The 20,892-nt window shown below is 47.0% G+C and carries 20 protein-coding genes; 5 read left to right on the top strand and 15 right to left on the bottom strand.

What is annotated here, in order from left to right; translation table 11 throughout:
* Positions 1-6 precede the first annotated feature (6 nt).
* The 11 genes from acoB to NSS75_RS04575 all read right to left on the bottom strand — a co-directional run bounded on the left by acoB (position 7) and on the right by NSS75_RS04575 (position 12,257).
* Positions 7-1,035, bottom strand: a complete 1,029-nt coding sequence (gene acoB / locus NSS75_RS04625; RefSeq protein ID WP_024120605.1) for an acetoin:2,6-dichlorophenolindophenol oxidoreductase subunit beta — start codon at positions 1,033-1,035, stop codon at positions 7-9.
* Between the two features lies 1 nt (position 1,036).
* On the bottom strand, positions 1,037-2,038 hold the full coding sequence (gene acoA / locus NSS75_RS04620; RefSeq protein ID WP_101860286.1) for an acetoin:2,6-dichlorophenolindophenol oxidoreductase subunit alpha: 1,002 nt from the start codon (positions 2,036-2,038) through the stop codon (positions 1,037-1,039).
* A gap of 231 nt (positions 2,039-2,269) precedes the next feature.
* Positions 2,270-2,959, bottom strand: coding sequence for a hypothetical protein (locus tag NSS75_RS04615; RefSeq protein WP_268496262.1), 690 nt, complete (start codon positions 2,957-2,959; stop codon positions 2,270-2,272).
* A gap of 29 nt (positions 2,960-2,988) precedes the next feature.
* Positions 2,989-3,441: a DUF6884 domain-containing protein gene (locus tag NSS75_RS04610; RefSeq protein ID WP_268496263.1), complete on the bottom strand. Its 453-nt coding sequence runs from the start codon at positions 3,439-3,441 to the stop codon at positions 2,989-2,991.
* On the bottom strand, positions 3,438-4,193 hold the full coding sequence (locus NSS75_RS04605) for a hypothetical protein (RefSeq protein WP_216394920.1): 756 nt from the start codon (positions 4,191-4,193) through the stop codon (positions 3,438-3,440). The genes NSS75_RS04610 and NSS75_RS04605 overlap by 4 nt, the downstream gene beginning before the upstream one ends.
* 108 nt (positions 4,194-4,301) lie before the next feature.
* A complete protein-coding gene (locus NSS75_RS04600) occupies positions 4,302-5,558 on the bottom strand; it encodes an amidohydrolase (protein ID WP_103672419.1) in 1,257 nt (418 codons plus the stop codon).
* A gap of 23 nt (positions 5,559-5,581) precedes the next feature.
* Positions 5,582-7,117 carry an AbgT family transporter gene (locus tag NSS75_RS04595; protein WP_176471092.1) on the bottom strand — a complete coding sequence of 512 codons (1,536 nt, stop codon included), beginning with the start codon at positions 7,115-7,117 and terminating at the stop codon, positions 5,582-5,584.
* Positions 7,118-7,138: 21 nt separating this feature from the next.
* Positions 7,139-8,323, bottom strand: coding sequence for an amidohydrolase (locus NSS75_RS04590; protein WP_268496266.1), 1,185 nt, complete (start codon positions 8,321-8,323; stop codon positions 7,139-7,141).
* Between the two features lie 237 nt (positions 8,324-8,560).
* Complete coding sequence (locus NSS75_RS04585; RefSeq protein ID WP_024120596.1) at positions 8,561-9,547, bottom strand: tRNA-dihydrouridine synthase; 987 nt, start codon at positions 9,545-9,547, stop codon at positions 8,561-8,563.
* Between the two features lie 333 nt (positions 9,548-9,880).
* On the bottom strand, positions 9,881-11,281 hold the full coding sequence (gene rlmD / locus NSS75_RS04580; protein WP_127695676.1) for a 23S rRNA (uracil(1939)-C(5))-methyltransferase RlmD: 1,401 nt from the start codon (positions 11,279-11,281) through the stop codon (positions 9,881-9,883).
* A gap of 112 nt (positions 11,282-11,393) precedes the next feature.
* Complete coding sequence (locus NSS75_RS04575; RefSeq protein WP_127695678.1) at positions 11,394-12,257, bottom strand: DNA-3-methyladenine glycosylase; 864 nt, start codon at positions 12,255-12,257, stop codon at positions 11,394-11,396.
* 118 nt (positions 12,258-12,375) lie between these two features.
* On the opposite strand from NSS75_RS04575, the gene corA reads away from it, so the two are divergent.
* A complete protein-coding gene (gene corA / locus NSS75_RS04570) occupies positions 12,376-13,335 on the top strand; it encodes a magnesium/cobalt transporter CorA (RefSeq protein ID WP_024120593.1) in 960 nt (319 codons plus the stop codon).
* Positions 13,336-13,434: 99 nt separating this feature from the next.
* Positions 13,435-14,298, top strand: coding sequence for an NAD(P)-dependent oxidoreductase (locus tag NSS75_RS04565; RefSeq protein WP_339236202.1), 864 nt, complete (start codon positions 13,435-13,437; stop codon positions 14,296-14,298).
* A 34-nt stretch (positions 14,299-14,332) separates the two neighbouring features.
* Here the strand turns inward: NSS75_RS04565 and pdaA are convergent, their stop codons facing one another.
* The gene (gene pdaA, locus NSS75_RS04560) at positions 14,333-15,124 is read right to left on the bottom strand and encodes a delta-lactam-biosynthetic de-N-acetylase (protein ID WP_216394927.1); all 792 of its coding nucleotides are present in this window, start codon (positions 15,122-15,124) and stop codon (positions 14,333-14,335) included.
* Positions 15,125-15,223: 99 nt separating this feature from the next.
* On the bottom strand, positions 15,224-15,409 hold the full coding sequence (locus NSS75_RS04555) for an SE1561 family protein (RefSeq protein ID WP_010333401.1): 186 nt from the start codon (positions 15,407-15,409) through the stop codon (positions 15,224-15,226).
* Positions 15,410-15,554: 145 nt separating this feature from the next.
* Between NSS75_RS04555 and yfkAB the strand changes: the two genes are divergently transcribed.
* Positions 15,555-16,676 carry a radical SAM/CxCxxxxC motif protein YfkAB gene (yfkAB, locus tag NSS75_RS04550; protein WP_216394928.1) on the top strand — a complete coding sequence of 374 codons (1,122 nt, stop codon included), beginning with the start codon at positions 15,555-15,557 and terminating at the stop codon, positions 16,674-16,676.
* Positions 16,677-17,519, top strand: a complete 843-nt coding sequence (gene mscC, locus NSS75_RS04545; protein ID WP_083504394.1) for a mechanosensitive ion channel protein MscC — start codon at positions 16,677-16,679, stop codon at positions 17,517-17,519.
* Positions 17,520-17,554: 35 nt separating this feature from the next.
* Here the strand turns inward: mscC and NSS75_RS04540 are convergent, their stop codons facing one another.
* On the bottom strand, positions 17,555-18,349 hold the full coding sequence (locus NSS75_RS04540) for a YfkD famly protein (RefSeq protein WP_081638251.1): 795 nt from the start codon (positions 18,347-18,349) through the stop codon (positions 17,555-17,557).
* Positions 18,350-18,419: 70 nt separating this feature from the next.
* Complete coding sequence (gene cax / locus NSS75_RS04535; RefSeq protein WP_024120588.1) at positions 18,420-19,475, bottom strand: calcium/proton exchanger; 1,056 nt, start codon at positions 19,473-19,475, stop codon at positions 18,420-18,422.
* Positions 19,476-19,642: 167 nt separating this feature from the next.
* On the opposite strand from cax, the gene NSS75_RS04530 reads away from it, so the two are divergent.
* Positions 19,643-20,818 carry an MFS transporter gene (locus tag NSS75_RS04530; RefSeq protein ID WP_095714625.1) on the top strand — a complete coding sequence of 392 codons (1,176 nt, stop codon included), beginning with the start codon at positions 19,643-19,645 and terminating at the stop codon, positions 20,816-20,818.
* The last annotated feature ends 74 nt before the right edge of the window (positions 20,819-20,892 follow it).

The following is a 20,892-nucleotide window of genomic DNA, read 5'->3' as shown; positions in this document are numbered from 1 at the left end:
CCCCCTTTAATTCACTGCCGGCTCGCCAAGCAATTCAAGCGTGACGCTGACGATTTTATCTGGTGTCGGCAAATATTGGTCTTCAAGCACTGGCGAAAACGGCACAGGTGTGTGCGGCGCTGTAATCCGCTTAATCGGCGCATCCAGCAGATCAAAGCCTTTGTCGGCCACAATCGCGGCTATATCTGTGGCTATGCTGCATCGCGGATTGGCTTCGTCAATGATGATCAGCCGGTTTGTTTTTTCTAGCGATGTGAAAATTGCTTCCTCATCCAGAGGAGACAGACTGCGCGGATCAAGCACCTCGGCTTCAATGCCTTTTTCTGATAATTGTGCTGCCGCTTCGAGTGCGGTATTGACCTGCTTGCCGATCGCAAACAGCGTAATGTCGCTGCCCTCGCGTTTGATGTCCGCTTTTCCGAGCGGAATTGTGTAATACTCTTCCGGCACTTCGCCTTTCATGTTGTAGGACGTTTTGTCTTCAAAAAAGAACACCGGATCGTTGTCTTCGATCGCCGCAAGCAGCAGACCTTTGGCATCATACGGACTCGACGGAACAACCGTCTTCAGCCCCGGAATGCTTGTGAAAAGGCCGTACAGCGCCTGGGAGTGCTGTGCCGCAGCCCGGAAACCCGCTCCGTATGTGGTGCGGACGGTAATCGGCACTTGCGCTTTTCCGCCGAACATATAGCGGAATTTTGCCCCTTGGTTGATGACCTGGTCAAAGCACGTGCCGATGAAATCGTTAAACATCAGCTCCGCAATCGGTCTCAGCCCTGTTGATGCCGCAGCCATAGCGGCGCCCATATAGCCCGCTTCAGAAATGGGCGTATCCAGCACTCTGCTCCGTCCAAATTCCTGAACGAGCCCTTTGGTGACGCCTAATACGCCGCCCCATGCTTCGTCATCCTGCAAATGATCGACTGCCGCTCCTCCGGCTACATCCTCACCGATCAACAGCACATTTTCGTCCCTTCTCATCGCAAGTTTCATCGCCTCGTTGATCGCGTCTGACATGCTTATGACTCTTGCCATCTTACATTCCTCCTTTTTCGTATGAGACATATACATCTGCCAGCAGCTCTGATTCTTTCGGATATGGGCTGTCTTCGCTGAAAGAGACTGCTTTTTCAATCGATTCGCTGACACGCTGTTCAATGTCTGACAGCTTATTAGCATCTGTTTCTTTTAAAAGGTAGTTTTTAAAACCTTGAATGGCATCTTTTTCTTCAAGGTGCTCAACTCTTTCATCCTTTGTTTTATAGGTTTGGGCATCTCCTTCGAAATGGCCGTAGTTTCGGTAGGTCATGCATTCAATCAAAGACGGGCCTCCGCCGTTTCTTGCTCGTTCAATCGCTTCCTCCGCTGCCTGATAAACTGCTAAAATATCTTTTCCGTCCACGGTTACTCCCGGCATGTTATAGGCAGCTGCCCGATCAGCGATTGAATCACAGGCTGACGCGTACTCAAATGGCGTGGCTTCGCCGTAGCCGTTGTTTTCAGCGATAAACACAACTGGAAGATTCCATACAGCCGCTAAGTTGAGGCCTTCATGGAAGGTTCCTTGATTATTTGCTCCGTCTCCGAAAAAGCAAACGCTTACATTATTGGTCTGTTTATATTTAGCCGTGAGCGCTGACCCGCATGCGAGCGTAAATCCGCCCCCGACGATTCCATTTGCCCCTAACATACCTTTATTGAGATCGGCAATGTGCATAGAACCGCCCTTGCCTTTACACAGTCCGGTCGCTTTCCCGAATATTTCCGCCATCATGCCGTCCAGATCACAGCCCTTGGCGATACAATGCCCATGCCCTCTATGTGTGCTTGTAATGCTGTCGCCATCGTCTAAGTGAGCGCACACGCCTACAGCTACAGCTTCTTCACCGGCATACAAATGGACAAATCCGGGAAGCACTCCCTCTGCGAACAGTTCATGCACTTTGTCCTCAAAGCCCCTGATTTCCAGCATCTTTTGGTACATCCACAGCGCTTTTTCCTCAGTTAATGACAAGCCTTCTCGTTTTAACAGTTCCATTGTGTGTGCCTCCTTCTTTAGGGTTCGCATTAATGAATGCAAGAAGTGTGCCAGCTATTGGATGCCTGTAAAATCAGTCTTCTATGTTGATACCATGAGACAGTTTGAGACAGGTGTCTCATTTTGTCTCGATATGAAACCATGTGTCTCGTTTTATTCCAAATAAAAAAGACCGGGCACCTGCCCGGTCTTTTGACGTCGATCGACATATTTATTTCCTCGGAAATCTTATCAACTTCCTAATGCCTCTGCATCGTTTTTCTGAATGGCGATTTCAGGAGTAAAATCAATTGAATATTTTACATAACCAAAGCCGCCGTCCCCATCCTTCTGCATGCAGTCTATCGTGCCTCTGAAATATGTATACCCTTTTTGATTAAGCGTTTTTCTGACGGTTTCCGCCATCGCCGCGGCATCTGTTTTTGTTTTTCCGCTTGCATCTAACTGTATCGTCAAACTTAGCGGCGCTCTTTCAGCCAATTGCTTGCTCCAGCTTGTCTCTAATGTGAACTGGTCGTTTTCAACGCTGATATCTGCTTCGGCTTTTATAAGTTGCGGAACGGCTTTTTTCAAATCTGTTTCGATTTCCTTTGATGCTTCTTGATTTAGATGTTTTGCAACAGACTCGGTATAGGCTTCTTCAATTCCATCGCAGGTTACCTTAGGATGGAGAAACCCCATCGCGCACATTTGGTAGCTTTGAGATTGGGTGTTTGCTTGAAACACATATTCCGAGGTTTTCGCGTTATAAACTCCATTCGTGATCTTGATTTCTTTTTGAGGATAGGTCTGTTTCACATATGATGTGAGCTTTTGCTCTGCGGCATTTTTGGAAAATGGATCACCGAATAAAAAATGATAGATATAAAAGCCGCTTCCACATACCGCAATGGCAAGGAAGCCAAACACCATTCTTTTCATTTTCACACCCTTTTCGGGTTATGTACGTATTACAGTTCTTGTTTTTCTTCAACCGCCCTGTTCAGTGCTTGAAGCATGTAACCAATGCCTTTGTACGGTGCCAGCGGCCAGCTGATATGCTGATGATCTCCGACGACCGTGCCTAGGACTTTACGATATTTTTTCCCGCCGAGCATGACGAGCTCTTCTTTTTCAAGAAAACCCTTTTCACGATATTGACGGCTTAACTTCTCCTCTGTCATAATCTCTGGATGACCGCTCCCGAATGCCACATCGTAGTTTTCCGGCACGATGTCATCAGGACGCAGGAACCCGTGCTTCGCCGACAAAATGACCCACTCGTCAAAAAAAGCTTTTGCATACCGCTCGCACGCCTGATGAAACGGGCTCAGGTAAGCGTCTTCCGCCCTCGTCGGCCCCGCATCAGGCTGAACATCCCAGATTTTTTTCGCGCCGCAGGGGATGATGCATAGTCGTTTCATATTGATTTTCGAACTCCTTTTATCTTCTGGACTATCACAATGATTAAAATCCCGATCATGATCGCACAACCAACAGCGACCGTAATCAACGGATACAAAAGAGGAAATATGACATTGGGAATCACTTCATACATATCAGAATGATACCCCATTGAATTTCCTCCAACGTATGAAAAATTGAGCAGTTTTACACTCAATGGATCCTTGCTTCTATCAGAATAGCTTAGAAGCTTCTCCTTTACAGTCCCATCCTGATGAATCCTGATTATTTTCCATTTGCTTTTTTCAAGACTTATTTGATCGTCAGTTATTCTCTGAACAATGTAAACCAGATTTTGATCAGTCTTTCGATCCTTTACCGTTAATATTTCAAGCCATGAAAAGTATCTTCCTCCTCTTTCTCGATTAGAAAGCCATACTTCAGAAGGTGATGAGAGATCTCGGCCGTCTAATTGATACTGTATGTTAACAATCTCTCCGGCAGGAACGTTTTCGTCTTTATCCCAGCTTGTCAGGGGCGCATGTTTTCCTGTTTTGGCCTCAATAATCCTAATATGATGATTAAATATGTTGATATTTTGAGTATCTATCGCAGGTTCATAACCTTGCTTGTCTTGATATGCATAATGAATGTCATAACGATTTGTTACGTTGTGATCTATTATATTTTCTCTCAATAGTACAAAGATAGGATAGGCTGAAATCACGATCAGCAGCAGGCCTATACCTGTACAAAAATGCATTCTCTTCATTTGATTCTCCTCTTTTTTTCATACCTATCAATGTACCATAAATCCAACAAATCGTCTCCTTTATTTGGAAAGCGTTTCGAATGACATAAAAAAAGAGGGGATCCCCCTCTACTTCAACAGCTTCAATGCCGCTTGCTTCAGCAGCTGAACGCTTCGCGGAAGAATATCTTCCTGGATATCGAACTTTTCATGATGATGCGGGGCAGCGATGTCGGTGCCAATGATCATATATGTCCCTTTTCCTCCCCGCTCCTGAACTCTTTTGATCATATAGCTTGCGTCTTCACTTCCTCTTGAGCCGGTCTGGATGCCTTGCAGTGAGGAAAATCCGCCAACCTCTCCAGCAGCTTCTAGCACGGTCGAAACCATTTCCTCGTCACATTTGATCGGAATCGCTCCGCCGATGATTTCGACCTCATGTTCAAGCTCATGCATGGCTGCGCTGTGGGCGATGATCTTTCTCACCCGCTCTTCCAGATCGCGGTTGACCTCTTCTGAATCTGACCGCGTTTCAATGATCATTTTCGCGTGCTGCGGGATGATATTGGCCGCTGTTCCGCCTTCAAGCACGCCGACATTGATCCGGGTATCGCCCGAGCTGAAACGCGGAATGGCATGTATATTTAAAAGCGCCGTCGCCGCCCCTAGCAAAGCATTTCTGCCATGCTCAGGAGCCGCTCCTGCATGTGAGGAGACGCCCCGGAAATGAGCAGCCATTTTCGTAGTGGCCAGAAATCCTTCTGCACCGCCGTATACTTCCCCAAGCGGCACATTAGTCCCCAGATGATGGCAGAGGAGATAATCAACATCGTCCAGCATGCCTTTCTCAGTAACGGCATACGCTCCGCGGACACCCTCCTCAGCGGGCTGGAAAATCAGCTTCAGAGTACCTGCAAAGTTTCGATGTGCCAGCGCTTCAGCAACGCCTAGCCCGATCGCGGTATGTCCGTCATGGGCGCATGCGTGCATATTTCCTTCAAATGCAGAACGGAAGCCCTTGGCGTGAGGACCATGGTCAGCATCTGCGCTTTCTGTAATCGGAAGTGCATCCATATCAAAACGAAGCGCAACGACGGGTCCCGGCGTATTCCCTTCAAGTCTTCCGATGACAGCGGTATATCCGCCTTTCATCGGCGCAATGATATCAGGATCGGCTCCATTTTCAATTGCACGGTCAAAAGCGCGCTTCAGTTCTTTTTCTGAAGGAACGCCTCTGCGGGCCTCGCCATCCATTGCGTCCTTGCCATATGTTACGTGATATCCCAGGGCTTGAAGAGTTTCCACAACCTTTCCGGCTGTGCGAAATTCTGTGAAGCCCAGTTCGGGATGCCGGTGAAAATCTCGTCTTATTTGAATCATATCCATATGTCTCCCACCCTTTGCCGTTTTTATTTTGCATAAACGCCCGGTCCGATCGGCCAGCCGAAAGCGTACCAAATGAACATCATGAGAAGCCACGCCAAGAAGAACAGAACCGTATACGGAATCATGGTTGAGATCACAGTTCCGAAGCCCGCATCTGATTTGTAGCGCTTATAGTAAGCCATCAGCATCGGCAAGTACGGATTCATCGGCGTAATGGTGTTGGTCGCGGAATCCGCAATCCGATAGGCAATTTGAATAAACGCGGGATGAAAATCCAGCAGCATCAGCATCGGGATAAACACAGGGGCCAGCAACGCCCATAAAGCAGAGCCGCTCGTAATAAACAGACTGACGACACAAGTCAGCAACGAAAATCCGATTAATACAGGAAACCCGGTTAAATGGATGGATTCCAGAAAGTCCGCTCCTTTTACAGCCATAAAAATTCCCATATTGCTCCACGTGAAAAAAGCGATAAACTGTGAAATAACAAAGACAAGCACAATAAAGCCTGACATGCCTTTAATGGAATCTCCCATCAGCCTCGGGACGTCTGTCTGATCCTTAATGCGTCCGGCCACGATGCCATAGACAACCGATACAGTAATAAAGAACAGCAGAATGATGGGGATGATGCCTTTCAGAAAAGGCGAGGAAAGAATTGATCGGTTTTCAGGATCACGCAGGAGCGCTCCCTCTGGAACGACTAATAACGCAATGACTCCAGCATATAAAAGAGCCGCTGCCCCGGCCGCCTTCAGTGCTTTGATCTCTTTTCCCGTTAACGCCGCCATTTCAGGCTTGTATTCTCCGCGGTAGCTGCCAAGCCGGGGTTCAACGATTTTATCAGTAACCCATGCACCGATAAAGGCTAAAACAAATACGGAGGCCGCCATGAAAAACCAGTTATCGACAGCCGATACCTGAGCATTTTTATCGACGGTTTGTGCGACCTGTGTGGTAATGCCGGAAAGAAGCGCGTCTGTCCCGGCGATCATCAGATTGGCCGTAAATCCTGACCCTACACCTGCCGCAGCGGCCGCAAAGCCGGCAAGCGGATGACGCCCGGCTGCCATGAAGATCAGGGCGCCAACCGGCGGGATAATGACCCATGCCGCATCAGACGCCAGATTCCCTAAAATCCCGACAAATACGACGGAATAGCTGATGATCGCTTTCGGAACATGCGCCATCATCTTTTGCAGCACAGCCTCGATCAAACCGACGCGTTCCGCCAGCCCGATGCCGAGCACCATCGTGAGCACAAGTCCGAGAGGCGGAAATTGAACAAAGTTGTTCACCGCTTCCGTCAGCATCCAGTGAATGCCCTCGGTGCTGAGCAAACTCTTAACGGCTACCTCTTTCCCGTCTCCCGGATGTGTCACTGCGTTTCCTGCCAGCAAAACAGACATGGCAATGATGATCATCGATAAGTAGATAAATAACATAAAAGGATCAGGCAATTTGTTTCCGACCTTTTCGATCCACTTTAATATTCCTTTATGCTCGATTTTTTGTAAAGAATCAGCGGTCATGACTTCCGGCAGATGTTTAGCCATAGCGCCCTCCTATAATCGGTTTTAGTTGATCTTCATTGAAATCGATTCACGGGAATGCAGAATAAAATAGACTGAATTTACAAATAATTTAACACCTGCTGATAACGCTTTTTCATCGAACGTGAATTTAGGATGGTGATGCGGATAGATCATCTCCCCGGTTCCCGCTCCCAAAGCGATATAACAGCTAGGCACTCGTTCAGAAAACGCGGAGAAATCCTCTCCGCCCATCATTGGCGCTAACGGAAATACCTGATCCTTCCCCCACAGATTCTCTGCTGCTTGTCTGACCAGTTCGGTTACGTTCGGATCGTTTACCACAGACTTGTATCCATGGCGGTAATCAAAATCATACGACGCGCCATGGGCTTCAGTTACGCCTTTTATAATGGTTTCCATGAGCGCTTCCGTATTTGCCCGGACTTCCTTTCGAAACGTCCTTACCGTCCCTCCAAGCGTCACAGTATCGGGGATCACATTGTAGGCGGAGCCCGCATGACACATGGTAACAGAGAGCACCAGTCTTTCGGCAGGATCTGTATGTCTTGAGGCAATGCTTTGCAAATGAGTAATGACTTGTGAGGCAATCACAAGCGGGTCAATACACTGTTCAGGCTGAGAGGCATGCCCGCCTTTTCCTTTAATCGTGATATCAAAGCGATCAGAGTTAGCTGCGACCGGGCCTGATGCCAGTCCGATTTTTCCTAAAGGCATGGCAGAAAACAGATGGATGGCTATGCATAGATCAAGATGGTCCGCAACACCAGCCTTCACCATTTCCTGCGCTCCGCCAGGATGAACCTCCTCGGCATGCTGAAAAATAAAGTAGACTTCGCCGCTAAGCTCATCCTTTTTCCGAGACAAAATCTCAGCCGCCCCAAGCAGCATGGCGGTGTGCCCATCATGCCCGCACGCATGCATTACACCTGGATGGCGGGAGCGAAAATGACTGTCATGCTCCTCTTGAATCGGCAGCGCATCCATATCAGCGCGCAGCCCAATTCGCTTGCCCGGGCGCGCACCGCTCAGCCGGGCAACGACACTTGTCCTTGTCGGGCGGCTGATCTCAAGATTTTCAAAAGAAGAGAGTGTATCATATACAAATTGAGCTGTTTTTTCTTCTTGAAAGGACAGCTCCGGGTATTGATGAAGATGTCTCCTCCATTCAATCACGTTCTTATATATACTGGCGTATTCATCCATCATGCTTCCAGCCTCCATTCTGTTTTAGAAACTCTTGCATTTACTTTATTGATTATATGGGGCTGGTTCAATTGGAATGTCAGACAATCTGACTTATTGAATCAAAAAAGAAGAGGAAATCTGACAGATTCCTCTTCGTCTGTTGTATTTTTGCACAGTGAAAATAAACTTTTCCTAAATAACTAACTTATAAAGCAAAAAGAGCGTCCCGCTCCGCTTTTACCTTGAATTAGGAAACATCTACTGTTGCTCCGCCCCATCAAGATACTTACTCTCAAAGTCATCGAGCAATGCACGCACTTCATCTGTTGACTTAGTGTTCATGCACTGGTTTCTTAATTCACTTGCTCCGCGGAATCCGCGGAGGTAAATTTTGAAAAAGCGAGGAAGAGGCTTGTATGGACGCGCTTCTAATGCTGAATATTTATCATGAAGATCCAGATGCAGCCGTAAGAGATCAAGCAATTCCTTACTGCTATGCTCTTTCGGCTCCTTTTCAAAGGCAAATGGATTTGTAAAAATACCGCGCCCTATCATAATTCCATCGACACCGTATTGTTCAGCAAGTTTTAATCCAGTTTGGCGGTCAGGAATATCCCCATTGATCGTCAACAGTGTATCTGGCGCTACCTCATCACGAAGTTTCTTAATCTCCGGGATGAGTTCCCAATGCGCATCCACTTTGCTCATTTCCGCTCTTGTGCGCAAATGAATGGAAAGATTAGCAATGTCCTGTTTCAATACGTGTGTCAGCCAGCCGCGCCATTCATCTATATCCGTGTAACCAAGTCTAGTTTTCACGCTTACTGGCAATCCGCCTGCTTTTGCTGCTTGTATTAGTTCTGCTGCAACCTCTGGACGACAAATAAGGCCGCTTCCCTTTCCATTTCCCGCAACATTAGGTACAGGACAGCCCATATTGATATCTAGACCCTTAAACCCTAGTTCCGCCATACCAATACTCATTTGGCGAAAGTTCTCAGGCTTGTCTCCCCATATATGAGCTACCATTGGCTGTTCATCCTCAGTGAAGGTCAAACGGCCGCGCACACTATCCTTCCCATCCGGGTGACAATAGCTCTCCGAGTTTGTAAACTCTGTAAAAAACACATCCGGCCTGCCTGCTTCACTTACTACATGACGGAAAACAACATCTGTCACATCTTCCATTGGTGCCAGTACAAAAAATGGCCGTGGTAATTCACGCCAGAAATTATCTATCGTCATTACATTCAAATCCTTTCATTATGGGATACCAACCCAAACCTTTATCCCAAAATTAAAAAGCTGACCATGCTTCTTTTACACTTATAGCATGCTTAAGCACTTCTTATCAAACGATAGTAAATTTTGAACATTTACATCTTTACTAATCACACATAAAAAGTGACAAAGTAAACCGAGTAAGAAAGGCAGTTTGGGTCATAGGTTTAGGTACATGATCCAAGTTTCAGTGTATGTTCCTGCAAATTTTCTTTCAATAGCTTGGATGGGTTGCGCATGAAAAAGACCCGGAAATCGGCAATGTTCATTCTACCGAAATCCAGATCTGATTAGGACTTAATGAGACGATTTCAATACAAGCTTCGCCACTGCTTCAACGTGAGCTGTCTGCGGAAACATATCGACAGGCTGAATATATTCCACGCGATAGTCTTTCGACAGCGCCTGCAAATCCTTCGCAAGCGTGGATGGATTGCAGGAAACGTAGACAAAGCGTTTCGGTTTGACTTTTTTGATCGTATCCAGGAACGTGCTGTCACAGCCGGTTCTTGGCGGATCAACGATGACGACGTCCGGGCGGAAGCCTTCTTTCGTCCATTTCGGGAGCCAGTGCTCGGCTGTTCCTGTTACGTACGTGGCGTTTGTCATGCCGTGTTTTTTGGCATTTTTCTTGGCATCGTCAATCGATTCTTTGATGACGTCCATGCCGCGGACTTCCTTCGCTCCGTCGGCCACCCACATGCCGATGGTGCCGACGCCGCAATACGCGTCAACGACTTTTTCTTTCCCGGTCAGCTGCGCCGCTTTTTTCACTTCATCATACAGCTTGACGGTTTGCTCCGGATTGAGCTGGAAGAAGGCGCGGGCGCTCAATTCAAAAGATACGTCGCCAAGCACCTCTTGAATCACGGTATGTCCGGCGAGAGGTTTTGATTTCTCACCGAAAATAACAGAGGTTTTCGCTCCGTTTACATTTTGAATAATGGATTTCACCTCAGGCAGGCGATTTTGGATCGCTTTGACGATTTCTTCCTTGTGCGGAAGCGTTTCTTTTGCTGTTACAAGCACGACCTGCACTTCGCCTGTTTCAAAGCCGACTCTCGTCACTATCGTGCGAACGTCGCCTTTTCGTTTTCTTTCATTATAAACAGACACATTGAAGTCCTCTAAAATGCGGCGGACGATGCCTGTTGTTTTGTTGGTTGCCGGATGCTGAACGATGCAGTCTTTGATCGGTACGATATCATGAGAATCAAGGCCGTATAAGCCGGCAATGATGCTGCCGCTTTGTGAGCGTCCGATCTGGAATTGGCTTTTGTTGCGGTAATTCCATGGGTTGTCCATGCCGACCGTTTCTCTGATATCCATGTTTTCGACTTTGAACTTCGTATGGCGCTCCAGAGACTGGATGACAATGTCGCGCTTTTCCCGAAGCTGCTGGCTGTATGCAAGATGCTGAAGCTGGCAGCCGCCGCACTGCTCGTAGACAGGGCAAGGCGGTGCCACCCGATGCTCCGAAGCCTTGCGAATCTTCTTGATCCGTCCCTCCGAAAACTTCGGCTGCACTTTCGTCGCTTGGACGACAACCTCTTCACCAGGAAGCGCGCCGGGCACGAATACGACTTTTTTCTTGAAATAGCCGACGCCTTCCCCGTTAATCCCGAGACGTTTAATCGTCAGCGGAAAGGTCTGTCCGACTTTCAGTTCGACGGGCGCCTTTTTGTTTTGTTGGTTCACGTTGTTCTCTCCGTTTCTATATGAAGCTTTCTGCAAGTAACAGAAAGTGAAATGTTTTTTCACATCTTTCTAGTATAACACGTTTGCACGATTTCCTTCATTGTGAGACGAATTATTCTATACTTCTCCACAAATACAAAGACGCATAGCTCAAATAAGGCTCCCACTCCCTGCTCATCGCGAGCATAACATCCTTTGCCGGTTTGTCGTCCAAATTGAAGTGGCGTTTGATCGCGTTTTGCAGTCCAATATCGGCCAGCGGGAATAAATTGGGACGTCCGAGCCCAAACATCAGCACGTTTTGTACCGTCCATGGGCCGATGCCTCTGATTTTGATCATTTTTTTCATGATGTCTTCATCTGTCAGTTGGGGCAGCTCTGACAAGTCGAGCGAACCTTCGGCGATCATTCGCGACGTATCAATGGCGTATTCCGCTTTTCTCATGCTGAATTGGAGCTCGCGGAGATCTTGATAATCCAGCGCCGCAATCGTTTCCGGCTTCGGATAGCACCACACGCCGTCCTTCTGCTCGCCGAACGTATGGACAAACCGTTCTGTCAAGGTGTACGCAAAAGATATATTCAGCTGCTGGTGCACAATGCATTTCATGATACAGTTGTACACGCTGTAGTCTAATACCAGCGGCGTGCCTGCATGCTCTTCAAAAATCGCGGAAAGATTCGTTTTTGAGAAATGATCAAGGACATGCTGCAAATCATGTTCCCATTGAAAAATCCGTTTGATTTCCTTCATCATGTCTTCCTGCTCTGTTTCCCCGCTGACGAGAAACTCGGGCTCGTCCGCATGGCCTAACGCCTGCACCTTCACAATACATACGTCACCGGCCTTATTTCTGATCGGCACTCTTATGTCCCGCGCTTTCAAATCAACTGCATTAAGAGGATCTAACGACAGCCTGTCGAGCACACGGTCAAAATGGTACGGCGGTGTGACCGATACTTTTTCTTTCCACATATGATCAGCCCTTTTTCCGTTTTTTGTTCAGTATACCACGCCGCTGGAAATCGGTAGAAAACACTGTATACTTTTCTGAAAAAGGCTGCATGATATAATGGCAGGTGGAGGGTTGTTTATGATCAACATTACCGCTATCACAACACAGCATCAGCTTTTGAAAAATATACCGATCGAACGGGTTGAACAGCCGGATATTGCGTGGTACTGGGTTGATTTTTACGGCCCGGAGGAAACGGAAACCGCGTTATTGAGAGATTTTTTTCATTTTCATCCGCTTGCGATTGAAGATTGCTTTCAGCATATGCAGCGTCCGAAGCTTGACCATTACGACGGCTATCGCTTTTACGTGCTTCATGCGCTGAATCAGGAAACACTTGAAACCGAGGAAGTCGATATCTTTCAAGGCGAAAAATTTGTCGTCACCTTTCATTTACACGAAACGCCCGGTATCGCCAAAGTCCGGGAGCGTTTATATGCTTCACCGGACATGTTAAAAAAAGGGCCGGGGCATATTTCTTACATGATCATGGATCAGCTTGTTGATGAATATTTTCCTCTGGTCTACAAAATAGAAGACCGGCTGAATGAGATTGAAGACAGCCGCAGCCACAAAACATACGGGACGCTGATGAGCGAGGTGTTTGAGCTCAGAACTGACCTATTGCATCTCAGGCGGACCATTATTCCGATGCGTGATTTGCTGTATCGGATTTTAAGCCTTGACCATGTGAAGGAGCAGCGGGAAACAAAGGCATACTTCAGCGATATTTACGATCATTTATTAAAGCTTTCAGAAATTGTGGAATCTAACCGCGACATGACGTCCGATTTGCGTGACAGCTACGTGACACTGAATTCGAACAGGATGAATGCGATTATGATGACATTGACCATCGTGTCTACGATTTTTATCCCGCTCACGTTTATCGCCGGCGTTTACGGCATGAACTTCGACAACATGCCGGAGCTTCACTGGAAATACGGATATTTCGCCGTGCTTGGCCTGATGGCCGCTCTTGTGGCCGGCATGCTGATATGGTTTGTACATAAAGGATGGTTCAACATCTTTAAATGAGGACAGCGTGAAGCTGTTCTTTTTATTTTGGTAAGCCGCTTTCCAGCATATCCTGTTCATTTTGTATATAATGAAAAAAATGTTCAGGGAGTGATCATATTGAAAATCGCTGTGATCGGACTCGGCAATATGGGACAGCCCATTGCCCGGAACGTGCTTCAAGCAGGCTATCGTTTGACAGTATACAATCGGACGAAAGAAAAGACGGAAGAATTCGCATCCCAGGGCGCCCAAGTGGCAGAAACGCCGCGCCAGGCGGCCGAGACCGCTGATATTGTCGTGACAATGCTTTCCGATGACAATTCTGTCAGCGCCGTGACATTCGGCAAAGACGGATTGATTGAAGGATTATCAGAGAATGGCATTCACATTTCGATGAGCACGATCAGTGTGGAGTTCTCAGAAAAACTCGCGGCCGCCCATGCAGAAAAAGGACAATCCTTCCTTGCGGCTCCTGTGCTGGGAAGGCCGGATGCAGCCGCAAAAGCCGCCCTTCGCATTATAGCGGCAGGACCCGCGGAAGCAAAAAAAACAGCAAAACCTCTGCTCGAAAGCTTGAGTCAGCAAGTGTTTGACGTCGGCGAAGAAAGCAAAACAGCAAACGCAGCGAAAATCAGCATCAATTTCCTGCTCGTATCCATGCTGGAGGCGTTATCTGAATCATTCCTGTTGATGGAGAAATACGGATTAGAGCAAAAACAATTTTTAGAGATCGCCAACGCGCTTTTCGGCTCCCCCGTATATCAAAATTACGGAACGATCATGGCTGAGCAAACATTTGAGCCGGCGGGCTTTAAAATGTCATTAGGGTTGAAGGACACCAATCTGGCGCTCGCCGCCGCGGAGCAGGTTTCTGCAAACCTCCCTCTTGCCGAGCTGGCGAAAGGCCATTTTGAAAGCGGTATTGAAAAAGGGCTTGGAAACCTAGATTGGGCCGCTTTAATAAAATGCATAGAAAAATAGTAAAAGCCTCTCCATTGCGGAGAGGCTTTCATGTTTACAAAGACGGCAGCTTCATTTCTTTCTCAAACATCAAGTCATCAATGCTTTTAAAGGTATAGCCTTGTTTTTCCAGGTCGGTAATCGCATCGTCCAGCGCCTCGGCATTGTCCTTAGAGACAGTGTGAAGCAGGTAAATCGCACCCGGATGCGCCTGTTTGATCATGTGGTCGTAGGCGTATTTTTTCCCTTTTTGATGATTGATTTTCCAGTCGACAAAAGCGACGGACCAGAAAACGGTTTGATAGCCCATGCGTTTTGTTTCTTTCAGCACATATTCACTGAACACGCCGCGCGGCGGCCGTAAGTATAGGTTGTCCTGCTTTCCCGTGATCTTATAAACTTCCTCGTTGACTGAATCAAGCTCGTCCTGAATTTGGTCTGCTGTTTTTGTCGTCAGATCCGGATGGTGAAAGGAGTGGTTGCCGATGATATGCCCTTCATCCGACATCCGTTTGATCAGCTCGGGCTGATCCTTCACGAAATGCCCGGTGACAAAAAACGTTCCTGTCACGTGATGTTTTTTTAAGACATCAAGCACTTTTGGCGTATAGCCATTTTCGTAGCCGTTATCAAATGTTAAATAAATTGTTTTTTCTTTTGTATTGCCTAAATAAAACGCGTCATATTTTTTGATCAGGCTGTTCAGCTGTTTTCCCGCATCTGGCGGCTGATGATTAACGCTTCGCTTAAAGCCCCAATTAATCGGCTCATTCGGTACCGCATCTGCCTGTTTTGCTCCTGCTGCAAGCAGGACGGCGGCGCAGCATATTGCACACATCCACTTCATGGCCAGCGCTCCTTCTGCATTTTTTCTTATTTTACAGAAAGGCGCCCTGTTTTATACTGACGCTTTATGCCAATATAAAAAACCGCGGCATGCGCGGTTTTATTCCCAGTCTTTTTTAAATCGTTCATATTTGGCTTCCAGGTCATCCAGCATGCCGATGAGCCTGTCTATATCTTCAACGTCTGTTGCTTCAGGGTCTAATGAATCGATGACGTTCATAAACATGTCTAGTCTGTTCTTTAAATAATCAAGCTGCTGATCTTTATTGTTTACTGCGTTCCCCATTCTGCGCCTCCATTCATTTTTTATTATGGTAGCTCATTTTTTGCCGTTTTTCAATCGCCCCGCTACTTGCGATCTTGGCAAATCAGGTCTAAAATTAACTGTTGGCAGCGTTAGTATGCCTCATTTATAAAGGAGTTAGATAGTCATGACACAAAACACGAAGCTGCGTCCGATTACACCTGAGTTCGACCCTTGGGAAGCCTATATGGATGTCGACCAGTATGGAGATATGCAGCTGACGAACGTTGAATTTACAACGACGACACTGTGCAATATGAGATGCGAGCATTGCGCTGTAGGCTATACATTGCAGCCCAAAGACCCGAATGCTCTGCCAATAGATCTTCTGTTAAAACGGCTGGAGGAAATTCCCCGCCTCAGATCCATCAGTATTACAGGCGGAGAGCCGATGCTTTCATTAAAATCTGTAAAGGAATATGTCGTGCCGTTATTGAAATACGCCCACGAGCGCGGGGTGCGGACCCAAATCAATTCAAACCTGACTCTCGATATCGAGCGATACGAATGGATTATTCCGTATCTTGATGTGTTACATATTTCTCATAACTGGGGAACGGTTGAAGAGTTTGCGGAAATCGGTTTTGCTATGATGGACAGAAAACCGACCTTCGAGCAGCGCGCGCGCTATTTTGATAAAATGATCGAAAACAGCCGCAAGCTAGTGGATGCCGGAGTGATGGTATCAGCGGAAACGATGCTGAACAAACGCACACTTCCGCACATTGAGCATATTCACCGCCAAATCACAGAAGATATGAAATGTCAGCGTCATGAAATCCATCCGATGTATCCGAGTGATTTTGCGAGCGCCCTTGAATCTCTCAGCCTGAAGGACATGAGACAGGCGATTCACCGTTTGCTAGATATTCGTGATGAAAAGACATGGATGCTGTTCGGCACACTGCCGTTTTACGCATGCAGTCCTGATGAAGAGGATCAAGAGCTGCTTCGCCGGCTTCGCACGGCGAAAAACGTGACAGTGAGAAATGACCCTGACGGCCGGTCGCGCCTGAATGTCAATATTTTTGACGGGAATATTATTGTGACCGACTTTGGCGATACACCGCCGCTCGGCAATATACAGACGGACAGCCTGCCTTCCTCCTATCAAAAGTGGAGAGAAACAAAGCTGGCCAAAGAACTGAACTGCCACTGCCCGAATGTCCGGTGCCTCGGACCAAACGTTCTCGTCAAAAACAGCTACTACCAGGATACAGATTTTTCAAAACGTCAAGCCAGGAGTTAGATGCGGATGGAAGAAACACTTACGGAGATTTTTCAGAATAAAATCGTTGATATTCTCCTCGTCGCCGTCATTTTGTGGATCGGTGTTTTTATCATTAACCGATTGGTGCAGTTATTTTTTAAACGGACGGACTTTATTGAAGAAAGAAAAGAGAAAACCATTGAAAGCCTTGTCCGTTCTATCACCCAATATACGGCGACGATCGGTTTTATCTTTTATGTTATTTCTTTATTTGTGCATGATTTCGGCAAGATTTTAGCCGGGGCGGGCGTAGCCGGTATCGTCATTGGTTTTGGCGCCCAGTCACTGATTAAGGATGTGCTGGCGGGTGTGTTTTTAATTTATGAACGCCAGCTTCATAAAGGCGATTATGTGACGGTAAACAATTTATTTAACGGCACCGTCGAAGAAATCGGCCTGCGCTCGCTGCAAATCCGTGAATGGAGCGGAAAGCTTCTCACCATCAGCAACGGCGAGGTCAGACAAATAGAAAATTATAATATTGATTTTATGCGGATTACCGAATCCTTTCTCATCAGCTTTAAAGAAGATCCAGATCGTGTATACAGTGTGCTGGAGGAAGCGTGCGACATGCTGAATGAAGAGCTTCGCGATTCACTGAAGCGGGATGAATTCGGAAACCCGACAGAACCTTTTCAAATACACGGCATCACCGCTTTGAATAAAATCAACCGCGGAGTGGAATTTACCGTAAAGGGCATGGTCCGGGATGAAGATTATTTCAGCGCCAGCCTTGCCGCCAGACGGGTTCTCGTTCGCCAGCTGTACCAAAACAATGTGCAAATGCTTGAGGAAGCTGTAAGAATTGAAAGAACCCAATAAAAAAACTGATTCCATTATAGGAATCAGTTTTTTATTTATCTCGGCTGTGAGGAAAGCTGGAAGCTAAACGTGACATGGTCTTGAACCGGAATCCACGCGCCGATTCCCTGTGACGTGACATTTTTCACAACAAGTTTTCGTTTATTGCCTTTGAGCACTAAATAGACTTCTCCGTAAGTCACTTTCCCTTTTTCATTCACAGCCGGAGCATATGCGTTTAAATAACCGAGTTTTTTCGGAGCGACTTTATAAATTTGGTCTCGTTTTGTTCCCGCTCCGATGACCGTTTCAAATGCAAGCGGAAGATTTGTTTTTTTCATCGCCTTCAGCATCATCATGCTTTTGACATCTTCCGTGTTTGGAACTTTTGCTGTCAGGCCGCCCGTTACTCTATATTGCTGCTCTTGGGCATAATGCATTTCAGCCGTTTGTTTTCCGCCGCGGTTATCCGCGCGGTTTGTATTGATTTTTTTATATTCCCAGTTGGCGACTGTTTCATTCGATTCATAACCAAGCGCCCATTTCCCGAGAAATATTGTGGCTCGGTAGCCGACCGCAAGCGGTGTGCCAGAGACCGTAGACTCGTTCAGCATTTTGATGAGGTGCGGATTTTCGATCTGTACCTCTGATGAACTCAGCAGTTCCTTAGCCAGCTTGCTCGGCTGAAGCATCGGCTGATCCTGTGAAGCATTCGGATACGTGTTTTCCTTCGAAATGCTTGCCACAGAATTCGGCACCTTAAACTGCTTCTTCGCGTGGATGGGCTGAACGCCGAAAAAACTAAAGAATAACAACACAATAAGTGTGGAATGAAATAGCTTTTTCATCATATCACTCTTTCTATCGCATTTTCCCTTAGTCTTTTCATCCCGCTTTGTTGTTATCCATCATTTTTTCAGGTTAAAGAAGGAAAAAGCCGATCGCCATAATGACATAAGCCGCTAGCAGCGTGGCACCTTCAAACCAGTTGGAATCACCATCATTCGAAATGGCAATCATCAAGAGAACGGAAGACACCATCGCGACAAGCTCCGGCAGTGTAAACACAAGCGGCATGCTTACCGGGAAAAAGATGGAACAGATCACAAGAACAGGCGCGACAAACATAGCAATCTGCAGCGTCGAACCGACTGCAATTTCAACTGCAATATCCATTTTATTTTTATAGGCCATAATGATGGCTGACGCGTGTTCCGCCGCATTACCGACAATCGCAACGATGATGACCCCGATAAACAGCTCGCTCCAGCCGAACTGTTCAGCAACCGAGTGGAATGTGTGCACCAGGTTTTCGGATATGTACGCCACGACAATTGTTGCCGCAAACAAAACAATCGTGGCAACCTTCCCTGACCATTCCGGCTGCTCCTCTTCCTCAGGCTGGACAGCATTGTTCGGCTGATATACACCGCGGTGCGTGACAAGCTTAAAGTACAGAGCCGCCACATATAACAGAATCAAAATGATGCTGATCCCGATGCTTAAATTAAGCTTGCTTGTATCCCCCATTCCAACCGAAAACACCTCAGGAATTACGAAAGCCACAATAATGGCGAAAATCAAAAGCCCTGAATTATGGCGTGCATCATGGATATTAAACTCCTGCCGCTTGTATTTTAAACCGCCGACAAAAAACGATAAGCCCGCAACCAGCAGGAGATTTCCCAGCACTGAACCTGTTAAAGAGGCAAGCACGATTCCTGTAAGGCCTTCCTTTAATGCAAATAGCGAAATAATCAGCTCAACCGCATTCCCGAAGGTGGCGTTCAACAGACCGCCGATCCGCGGCCCGGCAATAATAGACAGCGATTCTGTCGCTCTTCCCATATAGCTTGCCAGAGCAATAATTGTTACACAATAGACTGCAAAGAGAATGGCAGAAGGCCAATGCATCAAACTGCCGATAACAGAAAGCGGAACACCAGCCGCCACTAATATAAAAAAGATACGATTCATAGTGAATTGACTCCTTTTGTATGACTTGTTTTATTTTTATTCTTCACAAAAATCATCATGATTACACGAGGTCAAATGTTTGCGCGCGATATAGGCTTTTTTCAGGTTGCCGGCTTTTGGAAATCGGTGTACGATCAACATAGATCTCACAAAGGAGAACAGACACGATGTCACGAATGCATTTTTTTATTCTGGTTTTGCTCGTTTCCATATCCGGTTTTTCACAAGGCATGCTGCTGCCCGTCATCTCGATTATCTTTGAAACAAATGGTGAATCAGCGGCGATTAACGGCCTGCATGCGACTGGACTCTACATCGGAGTGCTATTGGCTTCTCCGTTTATGGAGGCCCCGCTTAGAAAACTGGGTTTCAAACCGCTGATCGTCATTGGCGGAAGCATCGTCATTTTAAGCTTGTTCGGGTTCATTTGGCTTCAGTCGGTTTGGATGTGGTTCCTGCTTCGTCTTTTCATCGGGATCGGCGACCATATGCTTCACTTTTCTACGCAAACGTGGGTGACCTCCATGTCGTCAAAGCAAAACCGCGGGAGAAATCTTTCCATTTACGGACTCTCCTTTGGTCTTGGTTTTGCTGCGGGCCCGTTTATGGTCCCGTTTGTTAAGCTGAGTCCGGCACTGCCTTTTATCGTGTCAGGCTGCATCAGTTTGCTTGCGTGGCTCTTTGTTTTCTTGCTACAAAATGCATACCCGGAAACCAGCCCTCACGAAACCAAATCAGACAATAGTTTCAGACGCTTTTACCAGGCTATGCTGTTTGCATGGGTGGCGTTTATGCCTACGTTCGGGTACGGATTTCTGGAGACTGCATTAAACGGCAGCTTTCCTGTGTATGCGCTGCGTCTGGGTTTATCTGTGGACGCCGTCGCTTTGATTCTTCCTGCATTTGCGATCGGAAGCATTATTTTTCAATTCCCGCTCGGCATTCTCAGCGATAAATACGGAAGACGGAATGTGCTGCTTGTGATTTTGCTGACGGGGGCCTTTTGCTTTCTCATCGCTGGCGTGTTCCCTTTTCCTTACGTGATCGGCTGCTGCTTCTTTATTGCGGGCATGGCAGTCGGGTCAACCTTTACACTCGGCATCAGCTTTATGACAGACCTTCTTCCGTCCCACCTGCTTCCGGCGGGGAATTTGCTGTGCGGCATTTCATTCAGTCTCGGCAGCATTTTCGGGCCGATTGCAGGCGGCTGGTATATGCAAACCTTCGAAAGCGCTAACTTGTTCTATTTGATTACCCTCATTCTGGCCGCTGTCTGGCTCGCTATCGCTTTAGGCAAACCAAAAAGCTGGCCAGCTGCTGAGACCTATTCTTCCTCTTCATAAGAAAAAGCCTCCTGACAAAAAGTCAGGAGGCTTTTCTTCTAATGATAGCCGTTTTGTCCGTTGGCACTTCCGCT

The organism is Bacillus sp. FSL K6-1012 (assembly GCF_037964915.1).
Taxonomy (GTDB): domain Bacteria; phylum Bacillota; class Bacilli; order Bacillales; family Bacillaceae; genus Bacillus; species Bacillus halotolerans.
This window is presented reverse-complemented; position numbering and strand designations above follow the sequence as displayed.